The following is a 21,005-nucleotide window of genomic DNA, read 5'->3' on the forward strand; positions in this document are numbered from 1 at the left end:
TTTTGCGATGAATCCGCCCGACCTCGACGACGACACCCCCGCCGCCGCCACGCCCGACGTGCGCGCCCCGCGCCCGCGCATCGTGCGCCGTGCTGTGCATGGCGTGCTGCTGCTGGACAAGCCGCTGGGCCTGTCCAGCAACGACGCACTGCAAAAAGTCAAACGCCTGTTTCGCGCCGAGAAAGCCGGCCACACCGGCACGCTTGATCCCCTGGCCACGGGCCTGCTGCCGATTTGTTTTGGCGCGGCCACCAAGTTTTCGCAAGCCAGCCTCGAAGCCGACAAAGCCTACGAAGCGACGCTGCGCCTGGGCCAGCGCACCGTGGGCGGCGACCGCGAAGGCGAGGTGATCGAAGAAAAGCCGGTGAACGTCACGCCCGAGCAATTGCAGGCCGCGTGTGCGCGCTTTGTGGGGGAGATCGACCAGATCCCGCCCATGCATTCGGCACTGAAAAAAGACGGCAAAGCGCTCTACAAATACGCCCGTGCGGGTGTGGAGGTGGAGCGTCCGGCGCGGCGCATCACCATTCACAGCCTTGACATCCTCTCGTGGGATGCTGAGGCGCTGCATTTGCGCATCGCCGTGCGCTGCACCAAGGGCACCTATGTGCGCACCTTGGCGGAGGACATCGGCGCCGCGCTGGGTTGTGGCGCGCACCTGGCGGCCTTGCAGCGCACGGGCAGTGGCCGGTTGCGGGTGGCCGAGGCGCTGCCGCTCGACCAGCTCGAAGCCATGAGCGAAGCCGAGCGCGACGCGCTGCTGTATTCCCCGGACTGCATGCTGCACGACTGGCCCCAAGTCGTGCTGCCCCCAGCCGAGGCCGAGCGTTTCATCGCCGGCATGCGCCGCAAGGTGGCCCAGCCCGACGCCCCAGCGGTGCGCGTGTATGGCCCGAATCCTGCTGTCTTTTTAGGCAGCGCCCACATCGAAGGCGGCGAGCTGATCGCAGACCGCCTGCTCAGCCCAGCCGAAGTGCAGGCGCTGATGCTGAATCCCCGAAACGCCCGTCAGGCCGTGATCGCCTGACCTTCTCGCTTTAAGCACAAGGCCCCGAATCCATGAGCCGACAGATCCGCAACATCGCCATCATCGCCCACGTTGACCACGGCAAAACCACCCTGGTGGATCAACTGCTGCGTCAAAGCGGCACCTTCGCTGCCCACGAGCAGGTCGAAGACTGCGTGATGGACAGCAACGCCATCGAAAAAGAGCGTGGCATCACCATCCTGGCCAAAAACTGCGCCGTGACTTGGCAAGACACCCACATCAACATCGTGGACACCCCGGGACACGCGGACTTCGGCGGCGAAGTCGAACGCGCCTTGTCGATGGTGGACGGTGTGGTGCTGCTGATCGACGCCCAAGAAGGCCCGATGCCACAAACCCGTTTCGTCACCAAAAAGGCGCTGGCGCTGGGCCTCAAGCCCATCGTCGTGGTGAACAAGGTGGACAAGCCGGGTGCCAAGCCCGACGCCGTCATCAACGCCGCGTTCGACTTGTTCGACAAGCTGGGCGCCACCGACGAGCAGCTCGATTTCCCCGTGGTGTACGCCTCGGGCATCAACGGTTGGGCCTCGCTGGAAGAAGGCGCACCGGGCGAACAGTGGGGCTCGGACATGTCGGCGTTGTTCGACACCGTGCTCAAGCACGTTCAACCGCACTCGGGTGACGCTTCGGCGCCGCTGCAACTGCAAATCTCTTCGCTGGACTATTCCAGCTTCGTCGGGCGCATCGGTGTGGGCCGCATCAACGCCGGCACGATCAAACCTGCGATGGATGTGGTGGTGATGGAAGGCCCGGGTGGCAAGTCGATCAAGGGCCGCATCAACCAGGTGTTGAAGTTCAAGGGCCTGGATCGCATGCTGGCCACCGAGGCCGGCCCGGGCGACATCGTGTTGATCAACGGCATCGAAGACATTGGCATCGGTGTGACCGTGACCAGCCCGGCCAACCCCACGCCGCTGCCCATGCTGAAGGTGGACGAGCCGACGCTGACGATGAACTTCTGCGTCAACACCTCGCCGCTGGCTGGCCGTGAAGGCAAGTTCGTCACCAGCCGCCAGATTTGGGATCGGCTGCAAAAGGAACTGCAACACAACGTCGCGCTGCGCGTGAAGGAAACCAGCGAAGACGGCGTGTTTGAAGTGTCTGGTCGGGGCGAACTGCACCTGACGATCTTGCTGGAAAACATGCGCCGCGAAGGTTTTGAGATGGCCGTGGGCAAGCCGCGTGTGGTGTTCCGTGACATCGACGGCGTGCGCTGCGAGCCGATCGAAATGGTCACCGCTGACGTGGAAGAAGAGCACCAAGGTGGCGTGATGCAGGCCCTGGGCTTGCGCAAGGGTGAACTGGTGAACATGGAGCCGGACGGCCAGGGCCGCGTGCGCTTGGAGTACCGCATTCCGGCGCGTGGCCTGATCGGTTTCAGCAACGAATTCCTGAACCTGACGCGGGGTTCGGGCCTGATTTCGAACATCTTCGAAGGCTACGAGCCGCACAAGGGTGAGATCGCCAGCCGCAAGAACGGTGTGCTGATCTCGATGGACGATGGCGAAATCTTCACCTACGCCCTGGGCAAGTTGGATGATCGTGGCCGCATGTTCGTGCGCGCCAACGACCCGGTGTATGAAGGCATGATTGTGGGCATCCACAACCGCGAAAACGATCTGGTGGTCAATGCCACCCGCACCAAGCAGTTGACCAACTTCCGCGTCAGCGGCAAGGAAGACGCCATCAAGGTGACGCCGCCGATCGAACTCACGCTCGAATACGGCGTGGAATTCATCGAAGACGACGAGCTGGTGGAAATCACGCCCAAATCGATCCGCCTGCGCAAGCGCCACCTGAAGGAGCATGACCGCAAGCGCGCTGCGCGCGAATCGGCAGGCGCTTAACGGATCACGAGGGTCAGATGCTGGCCCCTCGACCGACCCCCACCGCCTGAGGGGGTCGGGTTTTCCAGCGCCGGGTCAGGCGAGCCAGTGGGCGCTCGACCCACAAGTGGGCAGCCATGGCCGTGCCAATGCACATCACCACCACGGTGACGCTCACCCCGACAGGGGAGTTGGGCAGCAAATCGGCCAAATGTTGGGCGATGTGCCCGCCGTAGGCTTGGTGGAACAGGTAGATGCAATAAGAGCCTTCGCCCAACAGCACCAAGCTGGCGGGCACGCGCCAGCGGTGTCCGTGGCTGAGCGCCAGCAGCACCAGTGTCATGACCACCGTCACGCCAGCGCGCACCATGTTGCCGGTGGCGACGGTCAGCAGCACACCCAGGGCCACTGTGGCCCAGGTCAGTCGGGTGGGACGTTGTTGGGTCATGCGGTACGCCAGCATGCCCAGACCGAAGTAAGGGGCGAATGGAATCAGCAACCCTCGCCATAGCAGTGTGACTCCCACACTGTCCGGCCACGCTTGCTGCGATAGTTTCAAAACGATCGCCAACGTGAACCATCCCAAACACAGCGGGGTGATGTGGCGCATCCAACCACAGCGCCAGATGAGGGCAATGAGCAGGTAGAACTGAAGCTCGATTTCCAGCGTCCAATACACCCCGTCCACGTAGGCTTGCCCCAGCCAAGACGGCAGCATGGTGATGTTGGCTGCAAACGCACCCAAGCTGATGGACTCGCCACCCACCCATTGCCGCCACAGGGTGGTGAAGAGCATGGCGACCCAGAAAATCGGAAACAGGCGAAGAAACCGCGCCATGGCGAAGTCACTGAGGCTGCGGCAGTGGTTCAAGGTCAGGCTGATGACAAAACCGCTGATCATGAAGAAAGCGGAAACACCATTGCCGCCGGGTGTCCAGGGCCACAGCCAACCTGGCCCTGGCATGGGGGTGCCGGGGAATGCTTCCAAAACCGACTCGGTGGTGTGAAACACCACCACAACCAGGGCTGCGAGGCCCCGGAGGGCATCGAGTTCGCTGAATCGGTGATCGGTGGCGCGCGCAGGAGCAGGGATCGACATGGGGCGAGATGCTTTCAATTCAGCGGCGGGAAGAAATCCAGATGCCGGCCACGATCAGACCGAAGGCCCCGGCGTGAAACCACTGAGGCGCTTCACCCAGCCAGAGAGCCGAGAACAGGGCGGCGAAAACAGGCGTTAGGTTAACGAAAAAACTGGCGGTGGCCGGGCCCACGGTGGCTACGCCTAATCCCCAGCAGCGATAGGCAATGAGCGATGGACCCACGGCCACATACAACAAGATCAGCAGCACAGGCCATCCCCACTCCCAGGATGCGGGGCTGAGGTGGGCTTCCACACCCGCTGACAGCCCGCACCACACCAAGCCAAAGCTGATTTGCACCGCCAAAAAGCCTGCCCAATCCCAGTTCGGGCGTTGATCGCCTTGCATCGAAGCTGGCGGGCGGGCCAACAGCCAGCTGTAAAAGCCCCAGCTCAAAATGGCCAGCACCATCAGCAGATCGCCCGGCACGAAGTGCAACGTCAGCAACTGGGTCAACGAGCCGCGTGAGATCACCAGCATCACCCCCAGCAGGGAGAGCAGGGCGCCGAGCAGCTCACGGCCCCGTGGGCGTACGCCGTAGAACAGCGCCCCGATGGCCAGCATCCACACGGGTGAACTGGCTGTAATCAGCGTGGCATTGAGCGGGCTGGAGGTGTGCAGCGCCAGGTACTGAAGTGCGTTGTAGCTGCCCATGCCCAGCAAGCCCAACAAACTGAGGTAGCGCCAGCGGGCACGCAGTGCGGGCCAGTCTCGCAGTGCGGCGTGGCCCAGGGGCCACAGCAGGCACAAAGCCAGCGACCAGCGCACAAAGTTCAATGCCACCGGCGGGGCGATGCCCACAGCCAACTTGCCGATCACCGCATTCCCGGCCCACAGCAGGGGCGGTAAGGTCAACAGCAAGGCCATGCGCAGGGTCAGGGAGTGGGTCATGAAACAGTCGGTGGAAAAAGAGAGAGGCTCTGCACAATGGGCTGAAGGCTGGCACGATAACGCACTCAGTTTTTTTCGGAGCCCCCTTGAAATGTCCTTGAACAGCCAAACCGTTCGCATCCACGCCTTTGGTGGCCCCGATCAACTCGTGCTGGAAACCGTTCCAGTTGCTTCACCCGCGCCCGGTGAGGTTTGTATCGGCCATCGCGCCATTGGCTTAAATTTCATCGACGTGTACCAGCGCACCGGGCTGTATCCGAATGCCCTGCCGCTGGCGTTGGGCATGGAAGGTGCGGGGGTGGTCGAGGCGGTGGGAGACGGGGTCACCCACTTGGCGGTGGGAGATCGGGTGGCCTATGCCAGCATGCCGCCGGGCGGCTACTGCGAGCGTCGGGTGATGCCTGCGCAGTGCGTGGTGCGTTTGCCCGATGCGATCAGCTTCGAGGAAGGCGCCGCGATGATGCTCAAGGGGCTGACGGTGCAATACCTGCTGCGCCAGACCCAACCCCAAGGGGGTTTGCACCCCGGCGATTTCATTTTGTTCCACGCCGCAGCGGGGGGCGTGGGGTTGATCGCATGCCAATGGGCGCGGGCGATGGGGTTGCGCCTCATCGCCACAGCGGGCAGTGATGAAAAATGTGCCCTGGCCTTGGCCCATGGCGCGGCGTACGCCATCAACTACCGCACGGAGGATTTCGTGGCGCGGGTGTTAGAGATCACCGGCGGCGCCAAAGTCAAAGCGGTGTACGACTCGGTGGGGGCCGACACGTTCATGAAGTCGCTCGACTGCCTCGCACCGTTTGGCTTGATGGCCACGTATGGCAACGCTTCGGGCAAGGTGCCGCCGGTGGACATTGGTGTGCTGGCGGCCAAAGGGTCACTCTACGTCACCCGACCCACGTTGTTCACGTTCTTGGCCAGCCGTGAGCGCACTCAAGCCATGGCCGACGATTTATTCGGCATGGTCACGTCCGGGGCGGTGAAGATTCGCATCGATCAGCGCTATGCGCTGGCCGATGTCGCCCAGGCCCATCGGGATTTGGAAGCACGGCAGACCACCGGCTCCAGCATCCTGCTGCCTCAGGGCTGCTGAACGTCGGCCCACTCGGGGTGGCGGCGCAGGTAAACGGCCACGTAGCTGCATGTGGGCCGAACTTTCAGCCCATTTGCGCGGGCGTGTTGCAGGGCTGCGACCACCAGTTGGGCTGCGATGCCCCGGCCCTCTAACGCCTGCGGAACGCCGGTGTGGTAGATGTCCAGCACGCTGTTGTTCAAACGGTAGGCGGCTTGGCACAGCAGGCCATCAACCCTCGCCTCAAAACGCGCGGCATCCGGGTTGTGGGTGACGGTGAGGGCGGTGGGCGTGTGGGCCATGGTGCGTCGAAAGAAAGAGGGCGGATCAGCGTGACGAGCGCCGGGCCTTCAGGCTCAACGGCTCCAATTCGACGGATTGTTGCGCGTCGCTGACCCAAATGTGCCCGTCTTGCACCGTGATTTGCAGTTGCATGCTGCGTGCGGCCAGCCCGGCCAGCGCCCGGCTGGCTTCGGTCGGCACTTGCCAGACTTCCAGGTTGTCCAGCCGCGCCACCTTGCCTTGCAGCGCTTGCCACCAAATCGGCACGCTGCTCGCGTAGGCCCACAGCCGCACCTGTTCGGAACGGCCACAGGCTTTGGCCAAGCGCCGGTCGTCCGGTTGTCCGACTTCGATCCACTGCACCAACTCGCCAGTGAGATCGCGCTGCCACAGATCGGGCTCGTCCGTGTCGGACAAGCCGGCGGCAAACTCCAACCGGCCTCGCAGGTCGTCCGCCGGAACGGACAGTGCAAAAGCCAGCACCCGCATCATGAGGCGTTCGTCGGTTTCCGACGGATGCCGCGCCAAGGTGAGCGCGTGGTCGGCGTACAACGCCCGATCCATGTCGGCGATCTGCAATTGGGCTTTGTAGACGATCGATTTCAGCGCCATGACGGGGGGCCTTTCTGCGGTGGGGGATCAGTCCTTGCGCGGCGCGCGCGGCTTGCTGAAACCCTCTTCACGGCGGGCACCCGGGTGAGCGGTGCGCGGGCCACGCTCGGGGCGGTCGTGGTTGAAGCGCGGACGCTCGTGCGGATGACGATCTTGGAAGCTGCCGCGATCACCGAAGGCCGGGCGCTCACCGTGGCCGCGATCCAGGTGTTGGCCTGGGTCGCGGCGCTCGTTGAAACGGTCGCCATCGGCACGCGGCTCGAAGCTGCGTTCGCCACCGAAACGGCCACCCCGGTCGAAGCCACCACGATCGCCAAAACGCGGGCCGCTGCGCGGGCCGCGATCGCCAAAGCGAGCACCGCCGCCACGCGGGCCGCCCCGGTTGGTGCGGCTCACCAAATCAGGCACCGGACGGGTCGGTTCCAAGCCGGACACCGTGGCCACCGGGATCGGCTGCGTGGTGTAGTGCTGGATGCGGCGGATCATCGGAATGTCACGGCGCTCGGCCAGCGTCACGGCCTTGCCAGAGCGACCGGCACGGCCAGTGCGACCGATGCGGTGTACGTAATCCTCGGCCTTGAGCGGCAGACCGTAGTTGATGACGTGGGTGATGGTGGGCACGTCGATGCCGCGTGCGGCCACGTCGGTGGCCACCAAAATGCGCAACTGGCGGTTGCGCAGACCTTGCAGCACGCGGTTGCGGCGGCCTTGCGGCATGCCACCGTGCAGCGACGCCACAGCGTGGCCCAGCTCGCCCAAGCGATCCGCCAGCAAGTCGGCATCGACTTGGGTGCTGGTGAAGACCACGGCTTGGTCCAGCTCGCGCTCGGTCAGCAGGTGATCCAGCAGGGCGTGTTTGTGGTCGAGATCGTCGGCCCACAGGATTTGCTGCTCGATGTTCTCGTGCTTCTCGGTGTGGGCGGCGATTTCGATGCGCTCGACGTCGGCCTTTTGCAGGCGCTGCGCCAGGCGACCCACTTCACCCGCAAAGGTGGCGCTGGCCATCAGGGTTTGGCGGCCAGCCGGCAGTTCGTCGGCGATGCGTTCGATGTCTTCGATGAAGCCCATGTCCAGCATGCGGTCGGCTTCGTCCAGCACCAGCATGTCGACGTTGGACAGAATGGCCTTGCCGCTTTCAATGTGGTCGATCAGACGGCCGGGGGTGGCGATCAGGATGTCCAACGGGCCACGCAGGGCCTTGATCTGGGCCGGGTAGGGCACGCCGCCCACCACGCTGGTGACGGACAGCCACTGCACATGGCGGCCATAGTTGGAAGCGGCCTTGGCCACTTGCATGCTCAGTTCGCGGGTGGGCACCAGCACGAGGATGCGCGGACCCTTGACTTCGCCACGCTTGGGCTTGTTGGCCGGATCCTTGCGGGCTTCCAGCACTTTCATCAGGGCGGGCAGCACGAAGGCGGCGGTTTTGCCGCTGCCGGTGCTGGAGCAAACGCGCAGGTCTTTCCCGGCCAAAGCGGCGGGAATGGCGTGGGCTTGGACGTCGGTGGGGTTTTCGTAACCAGCGGTGCTCAGGGCGCGCACCAGGGCCTCGTCGAGGCCAAGGGATTCAAAGCTCATGAATGATCCAGTGACGCAGGGTGCCTCCCACATGTTGGGGGCACTGCGTGCGGTGGGGCAAACATCGCCGCCGACCGCGATCTGTCATCACCCGCCGAAGGGCGCAGTGAGCAGACCTACGCGGACACAAGAGCCTCAGCAGCGTGAGGCGCGCGTCAGCGCGAGAGGGAGGTCAGAGGGGATGGACGTATTGCCAGAGGGCCTGTGAGATTCACAGGTTGGCTAAAAGGCAATCCGCCATTGTACGGGTAAACGCTCAAGCGTGCTCGACAACGGATGATGATGCTGTAGGGCTATTCGCACACAATCACGGCCCGCTGAATGAGTCGTGAGGTGAGCAGGCATGAAGAAGCAGAGCTGGCCAGTGAGCACGTCGTGCGCTGTCTGGGTGTGGGCCTCTTGGGCTGGAGTGGCCTGGGCACAGGCGCCGGTCGCAGCGCCTGCCGCGTCGGCCCCGGCGTCCGCGCCAGAGATTCAGGACGTGGAAATCAGCGGCCAACGCCAGTCTGACACCGAGCAGCGTCGGCGCTCGACCGCCAGCAAAATCGTCATCGGTCGGGAGGACATTGAGCGTTTTGGCAGTACATCGCTTGGTGACATCCTCAAGCGTCTGCCCGGTGTGACCGTGCAAGGTGGCAGCCAAGTGCGCATGCGCGGCCTCGGTGGGGGGTACACCCAAATCCTCATCGATGGGGAGCGGGTGCAAGCGGGGCTGTCCTTGGATTCGCTGGATCCTGAGCAGGTCGAGCGCATTGAGATTTTGCGGGCCCCTACGGCGGAGACGGGCGCCCGGGCCATTGCTGGCACGATCAGCATCATCACCCGCGAGAACCGGCGCCGGCGCATGAACGACCTCAAGCTCACGCTGGGCCACGAAGGGGATGCTTGGCAGCCGCGTGCAGCCTGGTCACGCGAAGACCAGTGGGGTGGGATGGATTACAACCTGTCCCTGATTTGGGCGGCGCCGGACAGCGCATCCGACAGCCTCCTACACACCGTCAACACGGATCCCGACCCCTCGCTCGGCACGGATCGGCAAGAGCGCATTCACACCGATGCAAGCAGCCGGGTTTTGCATGCCCGTGCGCGGTTGCAATGGCGGGGCCAAGAGGGGGAACAGTTCACCCTCACGCCCATCCTGGGGTGGATTCCGTCGGAGAACACATCCTCCAGCCACATGCTGCCGGGGGCCACCGGGGGGGTGCCCTATGACCGCAGCGCCGCCAGCACGGACACGCAGGTGAACTTTGCGCGCCTCAACGCCACGTGGCGCCGGCCAGTGGGGCCAGGGCGGCTGGAGTGGCAAGGCAGCGTCGGGCGTTCGAGTGTTCGCAGCCGGACGCTGCGGCAGGAGTGGCTGGGCCGCAGCGTCACCGACTATGACGACGAGAGCCAGACCCAAGGCCGTTCCGCCCGGTTGCAGTGGAAATACAGCGTGCTCTTGGGTGAGGATCACAACTTGGTCAGCGGTTTGGAGTGGGAGCGTGAGCGTCGCACCGAGGAGCGCACCAGCTTGGAAAACGGCGTGCCCGCTTCGACCGACTTTGGAGCCAACTACCAAGCCCAGGTGAACCGCGTGGCCGGTTATGTGCAAGACGAATGGAGCCTCTCCCGGCAGTGGGCAGCACATGCGGGGCTGCGCGGTGAGTTGCTGCAAACCCGGGGAGACAGTGCCGACGGGATCACCCGCAATCGCAGTGAGGTGTGGTCGCCCATGCTGCACCTGTTGTGGAAGCCTGAGCCTCGCAGCCGTGACCAAGTGCGGTTGAGTCTGACGCGCAGTTATCGCTCACCTGATTTGGGTCAGCTCACGGGGGCGTCGTGGTCTTCCAAGGGCACCAACAGCCCGACCAACCCGGATCGCCGAGGCAATCCAGATTTGCGTCCGGAACTGGCCACGGGGCTGGATCTGGCTGTGGAGCATTACCTGCCGCAAGGGGGGATGCTGAGTGTGTCGCTGTTCGAGCGCCGCCTCAGTGATTACATCCGCACCCTGGTGACGGCAACGCCTCAGGCCGATGGCACGCTGCGCTACGTCTCGCAGCCGCTCAACCAAGGGCGAGCGACGACACGCGGCATCGAGATGGAGGCCAAGTTCAACCTGCGCAGCGTCTGGGCCAACGCCCCGGACACCGATTTGCGCTTCAACCTCAGCCTGTATCGCTCTCGGGTGGATGGTGTGGCAGGCCCCGATAACCGTTTGGACCAGCAAGCCGATGGCACGCTCAACATCGGGGTCGATCACAAAATCGGTTCGGTGATGTTGGGGGGCAATTACGGTTACACCCCCGGCTACACCACCCGTTTGAGCGACAACCAATGGGCGGTGCGCAATGACCGTCGTTCGCTCGATGTGTACGCCCAATGGCAAGTGCGGCCCGACATGCGTTGGCGCTTGTCGGCGTCCAACCTGCTGGCGCGTGACAGTGAATCCAGCAGCATCGTCGGCACTGAAACCGCCACGACGCTGGCCTCAACCGCCCCGCAGTGGCGTTTGCAACTGGAGTTCAAGCTTTGAACGTCAAGTGGCGTCGGAGGTCAGGCGCCAGCCGCGTTTGGCTGCCGCCACGACGGCTTGTGCGCGTGTTTTGACCCCCAGGCGCTCAAAAATGGCTTGAACATGGGTTTTGATGGTCGATTCAGACAAATCCAGCGCCCGGGCGATGAGTTTGTTCGATTTGCCTTCGATCAGCAGGCGCAGCACGTCCACCTGACGGTGGGTCAGCCCCAGCATGTCGTCCTCGGCGGGCTCGGGTGCTTGTGAAGGGGCTAGAGCGAGATCCGGTTGGAGGATCGCTGCCAGTGCGGCGTCCAGGGCTGAAAAGTCGGCCCGTTTCGGAATAAAACCCACCGCACCCGCCCGGGCGCAGTCTTGTGCAATGCTGGCGTGCTCCTCCGCTGACAGCACCACGACCTGGGCTGTGTGGGTGCAGTGGCACACCGCGCTGACCGTGGCCACCCCTCGACTGTCGGGCAGTTGCAGGTCCAGCAGCACCAAGTCGATGTCGGGTTCGGTGCGCAGGGCGTCTTGGGCTTCGGCCAAACTGGCGGCGAAACGCAAAGGCACGTCCGGACACCGTTGCGAAATCAGCATGGCCAGCGCATCGCGAATCAGGCCGTGATCATCGACCAACAGGCATTTCATGGGCCATTCTCCGCAGGTGCCTGCACATGGATCACATGAACACTGTCAGGCGTGTGAACACGCACGACGTGATTGGCCCGCACTTTGCGGCCTCGGCGTTGTTCCACCAAGCCGTCTACCTGCACCTGACCCCCCAGAATCATCTGCTTGGCTGCACCGCCGCTGAACGCCAGCGCGGTGGCTTTGAGCAGGGCATCCAGTGTGATGTGGTCGGTGCGTAACTCAAATGTCACGTTTTGTTGCATAGGGTGATTGTCGCTGGCCTGTTAGGCTGTGAGGTTGTGCCAGCAACGAGCCGGCGTTTTAATCTGTTGACATGTCTGCAATTCGCGTTTTGTACGGCTTCCACGCCGTGAGCACCCGCCTCAAGATGGCGCCCCAAACCCTGCTCGAAGTGCTTTTCGATCCCGCACGGCGAGACGCACGCATGCGCAGCTTCTTGGCCAAGGTTGAAGAAGCTGGTCGGCCCATGGTGGAGTGCGACGACGCTCGCTTGAGCAAACTCTCGGGCGGGCCGCGCCACCAAGGGGTGGTGGCGCGTGTGGCGCCGCTGCCAGCGCGGCATTCGCTGGACGAGATCATGGAAGAGGTCGAATCCGCCAAGCTGGACGCCCCTTTGGTGCTGGCGCTGGATGGCGTGACCGATCCGCACAACCTGGGTGCCTGCTTGCGTGTGGCCGACGGAGCCGGTGCCCAGGCGGTGGTGGCGCCGGTGGATCACGCGGCTGGCATCAATGCCACGGTGGCCAAGGTGGCTTCGGGGGCCGCCGAGTCGGTGCCTTATTTGATGGTGACGAACTTGGCGCGCAGCCTGAACGAGCTGAAAGAGCGTGGCATCCGCATCATCGGCACCAGCGACGATGCCGAGCAAACCCTCTACGACATCGATTTGAGTGGCCCTGTGGCGCTGGTGCTGGGCGCTGAAGGCCCGGGCATGCGTCCAGTGACCCGCAAAGCGTGTGACGAGCTGGTGCGCATCCCGATGGCGGGCGCGGTGGAAAGCCTGAACGTGTCGGTGGCGGCTGCGGTGTGTTTGTACGAAGCCCGCCGCCAGCGGCTGGCTAAACTGCCCGACTGATGTTGTTCCACTGACCGCAAGGACACTTGCCCATGCCTGTCATCGCCGTACACCACCCGCTGGTGCGCCACAAAGTTGGCTTGCTGCGCGAAGCGGACATTTCCACCAAGAAATTCCGCGAACTCACGGGCGAGCTGGCCCGCTTGCTGGCCTACGAGGCCACCGCCGACTTCCCGCTGGAAACCACCACCGTGCAGTGCTGGAGCGGCCCGGCCGAGGTGGAGCAAATTGCGGGCCGCAAGGTCACCGTGGTGCCCATCCTGCGCGCAGGGCTGGGCATGCTGGATGGGGTGTTGGACATGATCCCCAATGCCAAAGTCAGCGTGGTCGGCTTGGCGCGTAACCATGACACGTTGCAGCCCGAGCCCTACTTCGAAAAGTTTGTCGGCCATTTGACCGAGCGCACGGCCCTCATCATCGATCCGATGCTGGCCACTGGCGGTTCGATGATCGCCACCGTCGACATGCTCAAGCGCCAAGGTTGTCGGGACATTCGCGCTTTGGTGTTGGTGGCTGCGCCCGAGGGCATCGCCGCGCTGGACGCAGCGCACCCCGACGTGCGCTGCTGGACGGCGGCCATTGACAGCCACCTGAATGAAGTCGGCTACATCATTCCTGGCCTGGGTGATGCGGGCGACAAAATTTTCGGCACCAAGGACGACAACACCAAATGAAGCTCATCCCTCCCACCGGGCCGCTGATTCGTTGGGGCGCGATCGCCGCCTTGCTGGCGCTGGCAGTCGGCTGCACGCAAGAGCAGCAAAACCAGATCCGCCGGGACATCCAAAACTGGACGGGCACCGACGGCGTGTTGGAGGTCTACTCGGGCGACCGGGTGATCAAGCGGTTTCTCAAAATCGACAAACTTTCCACCGCGCTGGGCACCGATGACAAGCGTCCCCGCAGCTACCGCTACGGCTACGGGGTGCTGGACGACAACCTCAACGGCCAAATCGACGCCGGTGAGAAACGGGTGTACTTCGAAATCGGGGACTACACCCATTACGTTTTCTACGAGAACCCGAACTGAGCGTCGGGAACCCGCAAGCGCGTAGGGTCAGCGCAAGATCTTGAACGCGTCGGGGTTGATGACGTTGGTGGGGGTGCCGCGCAGGTAGTTCAACGCATTGTCGATGGCGGCGTTGAAGTACAGCTCGTAGTGATCCAGCTCGACGTAGCCGAGGTGGGGCGTACACACCGCATTTTCCAACCGCAGCAGCGGGTGGCCCTGCAAAATCGGCTCTGATTCGAACACGTCCACAGCCGCCATGCCGGGCCGTTCCCGATTCAGGGCGGACACCAGCGCCGACTCTTCCACCAACTCCGCCCGTGAGGTGTTGACGAACAAGGCGGTGGGTTTCATGCGGTTCAAGTCCGCCAGCGTCACCAAATGGCGGGTGCGATCGCCCAGGCGCAAATGCACCGACAACACGTCGCTGTGTTCGAACAAGTCTTCGCGGCTGTCGAAAACACGGCCAAGCCATCGGCCCGGGCCCGATCACGGCCTTCTTGGCTGGCCCAGATGCGCACATCCATGCCAAATGCCTTGCCATAACCGGCCACGATTTTGCCGACCTTGCCGTAGCCCCAGATTCCCAGCATCTTGCCGCTGAGTCGCGAGCCCAGCCCAAAGTTGGGTGGCATGGAGCCCGCCTTCAAGCCAGACTGTTGCCAGGCGCCGTGCTTGAGGTTGTTGATGTACTGAGGCAGCCGGCGCATGGCGGCCATGATCAGCGCCCACGTCAGTTCAGCAGGGGCTTGCGGGGACGACACGCCCTCGGCCACAGCGATGCCCAGGCGGGTGCAGGTGTCCACGTCGATGTGGGGGCCCACCCGTCCGGTTTGGGCGATGAGGCGCAGGCGTGGCAGTTTCTCCAAGAGTTGGCGGTTGAACAGGGTGCGCTCGCGGATCGGGATGATGATTTCCGCATCGCGCAGGCGCACGGCCAGCTGGCCCAGCCCTTTGACCGTGTTGGTGAAGACCTTGAAGTTTTGGCCTTCGAGCTTGGCTGCACAGGGCAGCTTGCGCACGGCGTCTTGGTAGTCGTCGAGGATGATGATGTTCACGGGGCGAGATTGTGCCCTGAGGCCAGGGCCTTGGCGTGATCACAAACAGAGGTCACCCGGCATTCACCGCAGCGCGGCTTGCGTGCTTGGCACACATAGCGGCCATGCAGGATGAGCCAATGGTGGGCATCCACCCGGTAGGCGGGGGGCACACGGCGCAGGAGTTGCCGCTCCACATCGAGCGGCGTTTTGCCGGGCGCCAGGCCGGTGCGGTTGCCGAGGCGGAAAATGTGGGTGTCCACCGCCATCGTCGGTTCGCCAAATGCCACGTTGAGCACCACGTTGGCGGTTTTACGCCCGACGCCTGGCAAGGCTTCCAGGGCGTCGCGGCTGCGGGGCACGTTACCGCCGTGTCGTTCGATCAACAGGCGACACGTTTCCAGCAAATGTTTGGCCTTGGTGCGGTACAGACCGATGGTCCGAATGTGTACTTCCACGCCCTCAATGCCCAAAGCCAACATGCGCTGCGGCGTGGGGGCGATGGCAAACAATGTGCGCGTGGCTTTGTTCACACTCACATCCGTCGCCTGGGCGGACAGCAGCACCGCAGCCAGCAACTCGAACACGCTGCTGAAGTTCAGCTCGGTTTGGGGATGCGGATTGGCAGCGCGCAGCGTGGCGAAAAACGCTTCGACTTCAGCCGGGCTCATGCCGATGACCCGTCGCTGGAGGACGGGGCGCCGGTGATGGCTTCCTTGCGAGCCCGGGCGCGGGCCAGCGCGGCTTCAATCACAGCACGCTTCTTCTCGATCACGGCCGGGTCGGTGTGCAGGGTGTGGTTTTCCAGATCGGCCAGTTTGTGGGCGGCTTTGGCGGCCAGGCGCTCGTCGTTCTCGCGCTGTTCGCGTTCGACGCGCATCTGGCGGAAGGCATAACGCTGGCGGGCCGCATCGGCCTGGGCGGTGCTCCAAGCGTCCCAGCCGGTGCGCGTGTCGGTGACAGGCTCCATGCGGATGCAGTCCACCGGGCAAGCGGGCACACACAGCTCGCAGCCGGTGCAATCCGCTTCCATGACGGTGTGCATGCGCTTGGTGGCACCGACGATGCAATCCACCGGGCAGGCTTTCATGCACAACGTGCAGCCGATACACCAGTTTTCGTCGATGACGGCCACGGCGCGGGGTTTCTCTTCCCCATGCGTCGGGTTCAGCGGGATGACCGGCCGGCCCGTTAAGGCCGCCAACCGCTCGACACCCACTTGGCCGCCGGGCGGACACTGGTTGATGTCCGCTTGCCCATCGGCGATGGCCTGGGCGTAGCGGTGGCAATCGGGGTAGCCGCAGCGGGTGCACTGCGTCTGGGGCAACGCCGCATCGAGGCGGGCGGCCAGCGAAAGATCGAGGGGGGAAGTCGGGGCGCTCACGCGCGCCATTATCCCCGGCTCGACCGGGGCGCTCAGGCTTGCGGCTGCGCGGGCTGGTTGTGTTGCTTGATGAAGTCGCGGATCTGCGGATACACCTTTTCCCGCCAGCGCCGGCCCGAGAAGATGCCGTAATGGCCTGCGCCTTCCACGTCGTAGTGGAACTTGCGGTCTTCGGGGATTTGGGCGCACAAATCGTGCGCGGCGCGGGTCTGGCCGGTGCCAGAAATGTCGTCCAGCTCGCCTTCGACCGTCAGCAGGGCGGTGGTCTTGATGTCGGCGGGGTTAACGAGGGTGCCGTTGAAATCCCAGGTGCCGCTGGGCAGCGAGAAGTCTTGGAACACCGCTTTGATGGTTTCCAGGTAGTAATCCGCCGGCATGTCCAGCACGGCGTTGTACTCGTCGTAGAACTGGCGGTGGGCTTCGGCGCTGTCGTCGTCGCCCCGGATCAGATCCAGGAAATAGTCATAGTGCGAATTGACGTGGCGATCTGGGTTCATGGCCACGAAGCCCGTGTGCTGCATGAAGCCCGGATAAACGCGCCGGCCCGCACCCGGGAAGTTCGGCGGCACACGGTAAATGACGTTGTTCTCGAACCACGAGTGGCTCTTGTTCATCGCCAGATCGTTCACGGCGGTGGGGGTGCGGCGGGCATCGATCGGGCCGCCCATCATCGTCATGGTGCGGGGGGTGAATTCGCCATGGGTGGCCATCACCGAAATGGCGGCCAGCACCGGCACGGTGGGTTGGCACACCGAAATGGTGTTCACTTCCGGGCCAATGTGGCGGATGAACTCCTGCACATAAGCGACGTAGTCATTCAGGTGGAAAGGGCCGACTTCTTCGGGCACGTTGCGTGCGTCCGTCCAGTCCGTGATGAACACCTTGTGGTCTTGCAGCAGGCTGCGCACGGTGTCCCGCAGCAGGGTCGAGTGGTTGACCCGACAGGGGCGCCACCAGCAACACCACGGGGTGGTTTTTCATGTCGGCCAGGGCCACGGGGTTGTCCGTGAAGCGCTTGAAGCGGATCAGGCGGCAAAACGGCTTTTCGAGGACGACCTGCTCCTGCACGGCCACATCCACCCCATCGACCTTGACGGATTTGATACCGAACTCGGGCTTCTCATACTCCTTGGCCAAACGGTGCATCAGGTCCAAGCCAGCCGAGATGCGCTGCGCCAACGGGGTGTGGGTGAACGGCGACAACGGGTGGCTGTAAAGCTTGGCGGAGGCGCTGGCGAACTCGGAGAACGGTGCCATCAAGGCGCGTTGGGTTTCGTACAGCTGGTACAGCATGGGTCTGGGACTCCTGTGGACATGCTTGAGTCAAGTCAAGATCAGCGCCACCGGGCACAGCAGCACTGATGTGGTGCCTATTATTGTGCAGCGCAGCAAAAAAATGCGCTGGTGAATTCACTATTCACGCTAACCCCAGGTGTGCGACGTGGCTGGAGTCGGTGCTCAGGCATGAAAAAAGGCCCCGAAGGGCCTGGATGTCATGCCTTGATGCAGCGTTGGGCGCTGCTTCAAGCAGGGTTACATCACCTTGGCGATGGCGTCGGCCACGTAGCCGAGGTTCTTCTCGTTCAGCGCAGCCACGCAGATGCGGCCCGAATCGACACCATAGACGCCAAACTCACCGCGCAGGCGTTCCATTTGCGGCTTGGTCAGGCCGGAGTAGCTGAACATGCCGCGCTGGGTGGTGATGAAGTCGATGTCGGCGGTGACGCCAGCGGCCTTCAGCTTTTCCACCAGCGCGCCGCGCATGGCCTTGATGCGGTTGCGCATGCCGGCCAGCTCTTCTTCCCACTGGGCGCGCAGGGCCGGGGTGTTCAGCACCGTGGCCACCACTTGGGCGCCGTGGGTCGGCGGGTTGGAGTAGTTGGTGCGGATGACGATCTTCAGTTGCGACAGCACACGCGCCGTTTCTTCCTTGCTTTCGCACACCACGCTCAGTGCGCCGACGCGCTCGCCGTAGAGCGAGAAGCTCTTGGAGAACGAGGTCGAAACGAAGAAGTCCAGGCCAGCGGCCACGAACTGGCCGATCACGGCGCCGTCTTCGGCGATGCCGTCACCAAAGCCTTGGTAAGCCATGTCGAGGAAGGCCACCAGGCCGCGTGCCTTCACGGCGGCGATCACTTGTTCCCACTGGGCCGAGGTGATGTCGTAGCCGGTCGGGTTGTGGCAGCAGGCGTGCAGCACGATGATGGTGCCGGCTTCGGCTGCGTTCAGGCAAGCCAGCATGGCGTCGAAGTTCACGCCCTTCTTGTCGGCATCGTAGTAGGGGTAGGTGCCCACGGTGAAGCCGGCGTTGGTGAACAGCGCACGGTGGTTTTCCCACGACGGGTCGGAGATCAGCACCGTGGCGTTCGGGTTGACGCGCTTCAGGAAGTCCGCACCGACCTTCAGGCCGCCGGTGCCGCCCAGGGCTTGCACGGTGGCCACACGGCCTGCCGCCAGGATGGCGCTGTCGGCGCCGAACACCAGGCCTTGCACGGCCTTGTCGTAGGCAGCGAAACCGTCGATGGGCAGGTAGCCACGGGTGCGCGCTGCGGCCAGCAGTTGTTCTTCAGCGGCTTTCACGCAGGCCAGCAGCGGCAGCTTGCCGTTTTCATCGGTGTAGACGCCCACGCCCAGGTTGACCTTGGCGGGGTTGGTGTCGGCGTTGAACTGTTCGTTGAGCCCGAGGATCGGGTCGCGCGGGGCCATTTCGACGGCGGCAAAAAGGGTCATGGTGCTTGCAGTCAGAGTTGAGTGGAGCGGGAAATTGAACCGAGAATTGTAAGCACCCACCTTTGAGGGAAAACCCTATGTCAGAGAGCGCAGACGTGCCAAATCAGCCAAACGGGGCCTTTGTTTCGTTTCCGGGTTCCCCGTTTCAGCTTTTTCAGCCGTATCCGCCGGGCGGGGATCAGCCGGCGGCCATCGACGCCCTGGTGCAAGGCGTGAACGACGGCCTGGCGTGGCAAACGCTGCTGGGGGTCACCGGTTCGGGCAAAACTTTCACCATGGCCAACGTCATTGCGCGCTTGGGGCGACCGGCCATCGTGTTTGCGCACAACAAAACGCTGGCGGCGCAGCTTTACAGCGAGTTCCGCGAGTTTTTCCCCAAGAACGCCGTCGAATACTTCGTCAGTTATTACGACTACTACCAGCCCGAAGCCTACGTGCCGCAGCGCGACTTGTTCATCGAGAAGGATTCGGCGATCAATGAGCACATCGAGCAAATGCGGCTGTCGGCGACGAAAAGCGTGCTGGAGCGGCGCGACACCATCGTTGTGGCCTCCGTGAGTGCGATCTACGGCATCGGCAAGCCGGAGGATTACACGCAGATGCGGCTCATCGTGCGCGTGGGGGATCGCCTCGGGCAGCGTGAGCTGATCGCGCACCTGATCCGCATGCAGTACGAGCGCAACGATGTGGACTTTGCACGCGGCACCTTCCGCGTGCGCGGCGACACCATCGATGTGTTCCCAGCCGAACACTCCGAGCTGGCACTGCGCATCGAGTTGTTCGACGATGAGTTGGAATCGCTGGCGCTGCTCGATCCGCTCACGGGGCGGGTGCAGCAGAAGATTCCGCGTTTTGTCATTTATCCGGCCAGCCATTACGTCACCCCACGCGAAGTGGTGTTGGCGGCGATGGAGGGCATCAAGGCCGAATTGCGCGAGCGCGTGGCGTTGTTCATGCGCGAAGGCAAGCTGGTGGAAGCGCAGCGCATCGAACAGCGCACGCGCTTTGACCTGGAGATGCTGCAAGAAGTCGGGCATTGCAAGGGGATTGAGAACTACACACGCCACCTCTCCGGCGCCCAACCGGGCGAGCCGCCGCCGACGATGGTGGACTACATGCCGTCCGACGCCCTCATGTTCATCGACGAAAGCCATGTGACGATTGGCCAGTTCGGCGGCATGTACAACGGCGACCGGGCGCGCAAAACCACGCTGGTGGAATACGGTTTCCGCTTGCCCAGCGCGTTGGACAACCGCCCGCTCAAGTTCGCTGAGTTTGAGCAGCGCATGCGCCAGTGCGTGTTTGTGTCCGCCACGCCGGCAGACTACGAGAACGGCCACGCGGGCCAAGTCGTGGAGCAAGTCGTGCGGCCCACGGGGTTGGTCGATCCGGTGGTGGAGGTGCGCCCGGCCCTCCATCAAGTCGATGATGTGTTGCAGGAAATTCGCCACACCGTGCTGAACGGCGAGCGCGTGCTCATCACCACGCTGACCAAGCGCATGGCCGAGCAGCTCACCGACTATCTGACGGAAAACGGCGTGCGCGTGCGCTACCTGCATTCGGACATCGACACGGTCGAGCGCGTCGAAATCATCCGCGATCTGCGGTTGGGCACCTTCGACGTGCTGGTGGGCATCAACCTGTTGCGCGAGGGGCTGGACATCCCCGAAGTCAGCTTGGTGGCCATTCTGGATGCGGACAAAGAAGGATTTTTGCGCTCCGAACGCAGCCTGATTCAGACGATTGGCCGGGCGGCGCGCAACGTGAATGGCCGTGCGGTGCTGTATGCCGACAAGATCACCGATTCGATGCGCCGTGCCATCAGCGAAACCGAGCGCCGCCGTGCCAAGCAGATGGCGTTCAATGCCGAGCATGGGATCGTGCCGCGTGGCATCGTCAAGCACGTCAAGGAGCTGATCGACGGCGTGGTGGCGGACAAAAACGCCAAGGACGACGCCCGTTCAGCGCAACACGCCGCCCAAGCGGTGCCCATCGAAGCCCTGAGCGAGAAGGACTTGGGCAAGCGCATCAAACAACTCGAAAAGCAGATGCTGGAGCACGCCAAAAACTTGGAGTTCGAACAAGCGGCGCGTGTGCGCGACCAACTGGCGTTGCTGCGCGAGCAAGCCTTCGGCGCGGCAGGGCACGACCGCAGGCTGTGAAAGGAGCGTCAC

At 63.5% G+C, this 21,005-nt stretch carries 22 protein-coding genes; 8 read left to right on the forward strand and 14 right to left on the reverse strand.

All coding sequences use genetic code 11. From position 1 onward, the window contains the following. Positions 1–7 precede the first annotated feature (7 nt). Entirely contained in the window at positions 8–1,027 is a 1,020-nt protein-coding gene (gene truB / locus VITFI_RS09495; RefSeq protein WP_198301395.1) for a tRNA pseudouridine(55) synthase TruB, read from the forward strand. A gap of 32 nt (positions 1,028–1,059) precedes the next feature. Further along, positions 1,060–2,895 carry a translational GTPase TypA gene (gene typA, locus VITFI_RS09500; RefSeq protein ID WP_089416743.1) on the forward strand — a complete coding sequence of 612 codons (1,836 nt, stop codon included), beginning with the start codon at positions 1,060–1,062 and terminating at the stop codon, positions 2,893–2,895. Between the two features lie 13 nt (positions 2,896–2,908). Here typA and VITFI_RS09505 read toward each other — a convergent pair whose 3' ends face one another. Both VITFI_RS09505 and VITFI_RS09510 read right to left on the reverse strand, forming a co-directional pair. Further along, positions 2,909–3,973: an acyltransferase family protein gene (locus tag VITFI_RS09505; protein ID WP_089416744.1), complete on the reverse strand. Its 1,065-nt coding sequence runs from the start codon at positions 3,971–3,973 to the stop codon at positions 2,909–2,911. Positions 3,974–3,992: 19 nt separating this feature from the next. Continuing rightward, on the reverse strand, positions 3,993–4,904 hold the full coding sequence (locus tag VITFI_RS09510; RefSeq protein ID WP_089416745.1) for a DMT family transporter: 912 nt from the start codon (positions 4,902–4,904) through the stop codon (positions 3,993–3,995). A gap of 91 nt (positions 4,905–4,995) precedes the next feature. Here VITFI_RS09510 and VITFI_RS09515 point away from each other — a divergent pair, with 91 nt between their 5' ends. Further along, positions 4,996–5,997, forward strand: a complete 1,002-nt coding sequence (locus VITFI_RS09515; RefSeq protein WP_089416746.1) for a quinone oxidoreductase family protein — start codon at positions 4,996–4,998, stop codon at positions 5,995–5,997. On the opposite strand, the gene VITFI_RS09520 is transcribed toward VITFI_RS09515, so the two are convergent. From VITFI_RS09520 to VITFI_RS09530, 3 genes are read right to left on the reverse strand one after another with little or no spacing between them, the layout of a single operon-like run. Continuing rightward, the gene (locus VITFI_RS09520) at positions 5,985–6,278 is read right to left on the reverse strand and encodes a GNAT family N-acetyltransferase (RefSeq protein ID WP_089416747.1); all 294 of its coding nucleotides are present in this window, start codon (positions 6,276–6,278) and stop codon (positions 5,985–5,987) included. The genes VITFI_RS09515 and VITFI_RS09520 overlap by 13 nt on opposite strands. A gap of 25 nt (positions 6,279–6,303) precedes the next feature. Beyond that, complete coding sequence (locus VITFI_RS09525; protein WP_089416748.1) at positions 6,304–6,870, reverse strand: YaeQ family protein; 567 nt, start codon at positions 6,868–6,870, stop codon at positions 6,304–6,306. Between the two features lie 27 nt (positions 6,871–6,897). Then, positions 6,898–8,448 (reverse strand): DEAD/DEAH box helicase, encoded by a 1,551-nt coding sequence (locus VITFI_RS09530; RefSeq protein WP_089416749.1) that lies wholly within the window; start codon positions 8,446–8,448, stop codon positions 6,898–6,900. A 343-nt stretch (positions 8,449–8,791) separates the two neighbouring features. On the opposite strand from VITFI_RS09530, the gene VITFI_RS09535 reads away from it, so the two are divergent. Further along, a complete protein-coding gene (locus tag VITFI_RS09535) occupies positions 8,792–10,966 on the forward strand; it encodes a TonB-dependent receptor plug domain-containing protein (protein WP_089416750.1) in 2,175 nt (724 codons plus the stop codon). Between the two features lie 3 nt (positions 10,967–10,969). On the opposite strand, the gene VITFI_RS09540 is transcribed toward VITFI_RS09535, so the two are convergent. Both VITFI_RS09540 and VITFI_RS09545 read right to left on the reverse strand, forming a co-directional pair. Next, entirely contained in the window at positions 10,970–11,593 is a 624-nt protein-coding gene (locus VITFI_RS09540; protein ID WP_089416751.1) for a response regulator transcription factor, read from the reverse strand. Further along, positions 11,590–11,838, reverse strand: coding sequence for an RNA-binding S4 domain-containing protein (locus tag VITFI_RS09545; protein ID WP_089416752.1), 249 nt, complete (start codon positions 11,836–11,838; stop codon positions 11,590–11,592). Before VITFI_RS09545 ends, VITFI_RS09540 begins: the two co-directional genes overlap by 4 nt. A 71-nt stretch (positions 11,839–11,909) precedes the next feature. On the opposite strand from VITFI_RS09545, the gene rlmB reads away from it, so the two are divergent. The 3 genes from rlmB to VITFI_RS09560 are packed head-to-tail and all read left to right on the forward strand — an operon-like array spanning position 11,910 to position 13,701. Then, complete coding sequence (gene rlmB, locus VITFI_RS09550) at positions 11,910–12,671, forward strand: 23S rRNA (guanosine(2251)-2'-O)-methyltransferase RlmB (RefSeq protein ID WP_089416753.1); 762 nt, start codon at positions 11,910–11,912, stop codon at positions 12,669–12,671. A gap of 32 nt (positions 12,672–12,703) precedes the next feature. Next, positions 12,704–13,345, forward strand: coding sequence for a uracil phosphoribosyltransferase (gene upp / locus VITFI_RS09555; RefSeq protein ID WP_089416754.1), 642 nt, complete (start codon positions 12,704–12,706; stop codon positions 13,343–13,345). Then, positions 13,342–13,701: a hypothetical protein gene (locus VITFI_RS09560; RefSeq protein ID WP_198301396.1), complete on the forward strand. Its 360-nt coding sequence runs from the start codon at positions 13,342–13,344 to the stop codon at positions 13,699–13,701. The genes upp and VITFI_RS09560 overlap by 4 nt, the downstream gene beginning before the upstream one ends. Before the next feature lie 27 nt (positions 13,702–13,728). Here the strand turns inward: VITFI_RS09560 and VITFI_RS18670 are convergent, their stop codons facing one another. The 7 genes from VITFI_RS18670 to VITFI_RS09585 form a co-directional block, all read right to left on the reverse strand. Continuing rightward, positions 13,729–14,103 (reverse strand): NAD(P)-dependent oxidoreductase, encoded by a 375-nt coding sequence (locus tag VITFI_RS18670; protein WP_198301397.1) that lies wholly within the window; start codon positions 14,101–14,103, stop codon positions 13,729–13,731. Next, the gene (locus tag VITFI_RS18675; protein ID WP_198301398.1) at positions 14,055–14,738 is read right to left on the reverse strand and encodes an NAD(P)-dependent oxidoreductase; all 684 of its coding nucleotides are present in this window, start codon (positions 14,736–14,738) and stop codon (positions 14,055–14,057) included. Before VITFI_RS18675 ends, VITFI_RS18670 begins: the two co-directional genes overlap by 49 nt. Continuing rightward, complete coding sequence (gene nth, locus VITFI_RS09570) at positions 14,735–15,388, reverse strand: endonuclease III (protein ID WP_089416755.1); 654 nt, start codon at positions 15,386–15,388, stop codon at positions 14,735–14,737. Before nth ends, VITFI_RS18675 begins: the two co-directional genes overlap by 4 nt. Further along, positions 15,385–16,101, reverse strand: coding sequence for an electron transport complex subunit RsxB (rsxB, locus tag VITFI_RS09575; RefSeq protein ID WP_232476557.1), 717 nt, complete (start codon positions 16,099–16,101; stop codon positions 15,385–15,387). The genes nth and rsxB overlap by 4 nt, the downstream gene beginning before the upstream one ends. Before the next feature lie 32 nt (positions 16,102–16,133). Then, the gene (gene phaZ / locus VITFI_RS09580; protein ID WP_198301399.1) at positions 16,134–17,009 is read right to left on the reverse strand and encodes a polyhydroxyalkanoate depolymerase; all 876 of its coding nucleotides are present in this window, start codon (positions 17,007–17,009) and stop codon (positions 16,134–16,136) included. Beyond that, positions 16,915–17,394 (reverse strand): polyhydroxyalkanoate depolymerase, encoded by a 480-nt coding sequence (locus tag VITFI_RS18215; RefSeq protein WP_198301400.1) that lies wholly within the window; start codon positions 17,392–17,394, stop codon positions 16,915–16,917. The genes phaZ and VITFI_RS18215 overlap by 95 nt, the downstream gene beginning before the upstream one ends. Positions 17,395–17,634: 240 nt before the next feature. Beyond that, the gene (locus VITFI_RS09585; protein ID WP_089416757.1) at positions 17,635–18,831 is read right to left on the reverse strand and encodes an amino acid aminotransferase; all 1,197 of its coding nucleotides are present in this window, start codon (positions 18,829–18,831) and stop codon (positions 17,635–17,637) included. 95 nt (positions 18,832–18,926) lie between these two features. Here VITFI_RS09585 and uvrB point away from each other — a divergent pair, with 95 nt between their 5' ends. After that, complete coding sequence (gene uvrB / locus VITFI_RS09590; protein WP_332461879.1) at positions 18,927–20,993, forward strand: excinuclease ABC subunit UvrB; 2,067 nt, start codon at positions 18,927–18,929, stop codon at positions 20,991–20,993. Positions 20,994–21,005: the final 12 nt, after the last annotated feature.

It is taken from the genome of Vitreoscilla filiformis, from assembly GCF_002222655.1.
Taxonomy (GTDB): domain Bacteria; phylum Pseudomonadota; class Gammaproteobacteria; order Burkholderiales; family Burkholderiaceae_C; genus Ideonella; species Ideonella filiformis.

Coding starts and splice junctions, on each gene's coding strand:
- truB (WP_198301395.1), top strand. CDS start 8: ATGAATCCGCCCGACCTCGACGACGACACCCCCGCCGCCGCCACGCCC.
- typA (WP_089416743.1), top strand. CDS start 1,060: ATGAGCCGACAGATCCGCAACATCGCCATCATCGCCCACGTTGACCAC.
- VITFI_RS09505 (WP_089416744.1), bottom strand. CDS start 3,973: ATGTCGATCCCTGCTCCTGCGCGCGCCACCGATCACCGATTCAGCGAA.
- VITFI_RS09510 (WP_089416745.1), bottom strand. CDS start 4,904: ATGACCCACTCCCTGACCCTGCGCATGGCCTTGCTGTTGACCTTACCG.
- VITFI_RS09515 (WP_089416746.1), top strand. CDS start 4,996: ATGTCCTTGAACAGCCAAACCGTTCGCATCCACGCCTTTGGTGGCCCC.
- VITFI_RS09520 (WP_089416747.1), bottom strand. CDS start 6,278: ATGGCCCACACGCCCACCGCCCTCACCGTCACCCACAACCCGGATGCC.
- VITFI_RS09525 (WP_089416748.1), bottom strand. CDS start 6,870: ATGGCGCTGAAATCGATCGTCTACAAAGCCCAATTGCAGATCGCCGAC.
- VITFI_RS09530 (WP_089416749.1), bottom strand. CDS start 8,448: ATGAGCTTTGAATCCCTTGGCCTCGACGAGGCCCTGGTGCGCGCCCTG.
- VITFI_RS09535 (WP_089416750.1), top strand. CDS start 8,792: ATGAAGAAGCAGAGCTGGCCAGTGAGCACGTCGTGCGCTGTCTGGGTG.
- VITFI_RS09540 (WP_089416751.1), bottom strand. CDS start 11,593: ATGAAATGCCTGTTGGTCGATGATCACGGCCTGATTCGCGATGCGCTG.
- VITFI_RS09545 (WP_089416752.1), bottom strand. CDS start 11,838: ATGCAACAAAACGTGACATTTGAGTTACGCACCGACCACATCACACTG.
- rlmB (WP_089416753.1), top strand. CDS start 11,910: ATGTCTGCAATTCGCGTTTTGTACGGCTTCCACGCCGTGAGCACCCGC.
- upp (WP_089416754.1), top strand. CDS start 12,704: ATGCCTGTCATCGCCGTACACCACCCGCTGGTGCGCCACAAAGTTGGC.
- VITFI_RS09560 (WP_198301396.1), top strand. CDS start 13,342: ATGAAGCTCATCCCTCCCACCGGGCCGCTGATTCGTTGGGGCGCGATC.
- nth (WP_089416755.1), bottom strand. CDS start 15,388: ATGAGCCCGGCTGAAGTCGAAGCGTTTTTCGCCACGCTGCGCGCTGCC.
- VITFI_RS18215 (WP_198301400.1), bottom strand. CDS start 17,394: ATGCTGTACCAGCTGTACGAAACCCAACGCGCCTTGATGGCACCGTTC.
- VITFI_RS09585 (WP_089416757.1), bottom strand. CDS start 18,831: ATGACCCTTTTTGCCGCCGTCGAAATGGCCCCGCGCGACCCGATCCTC.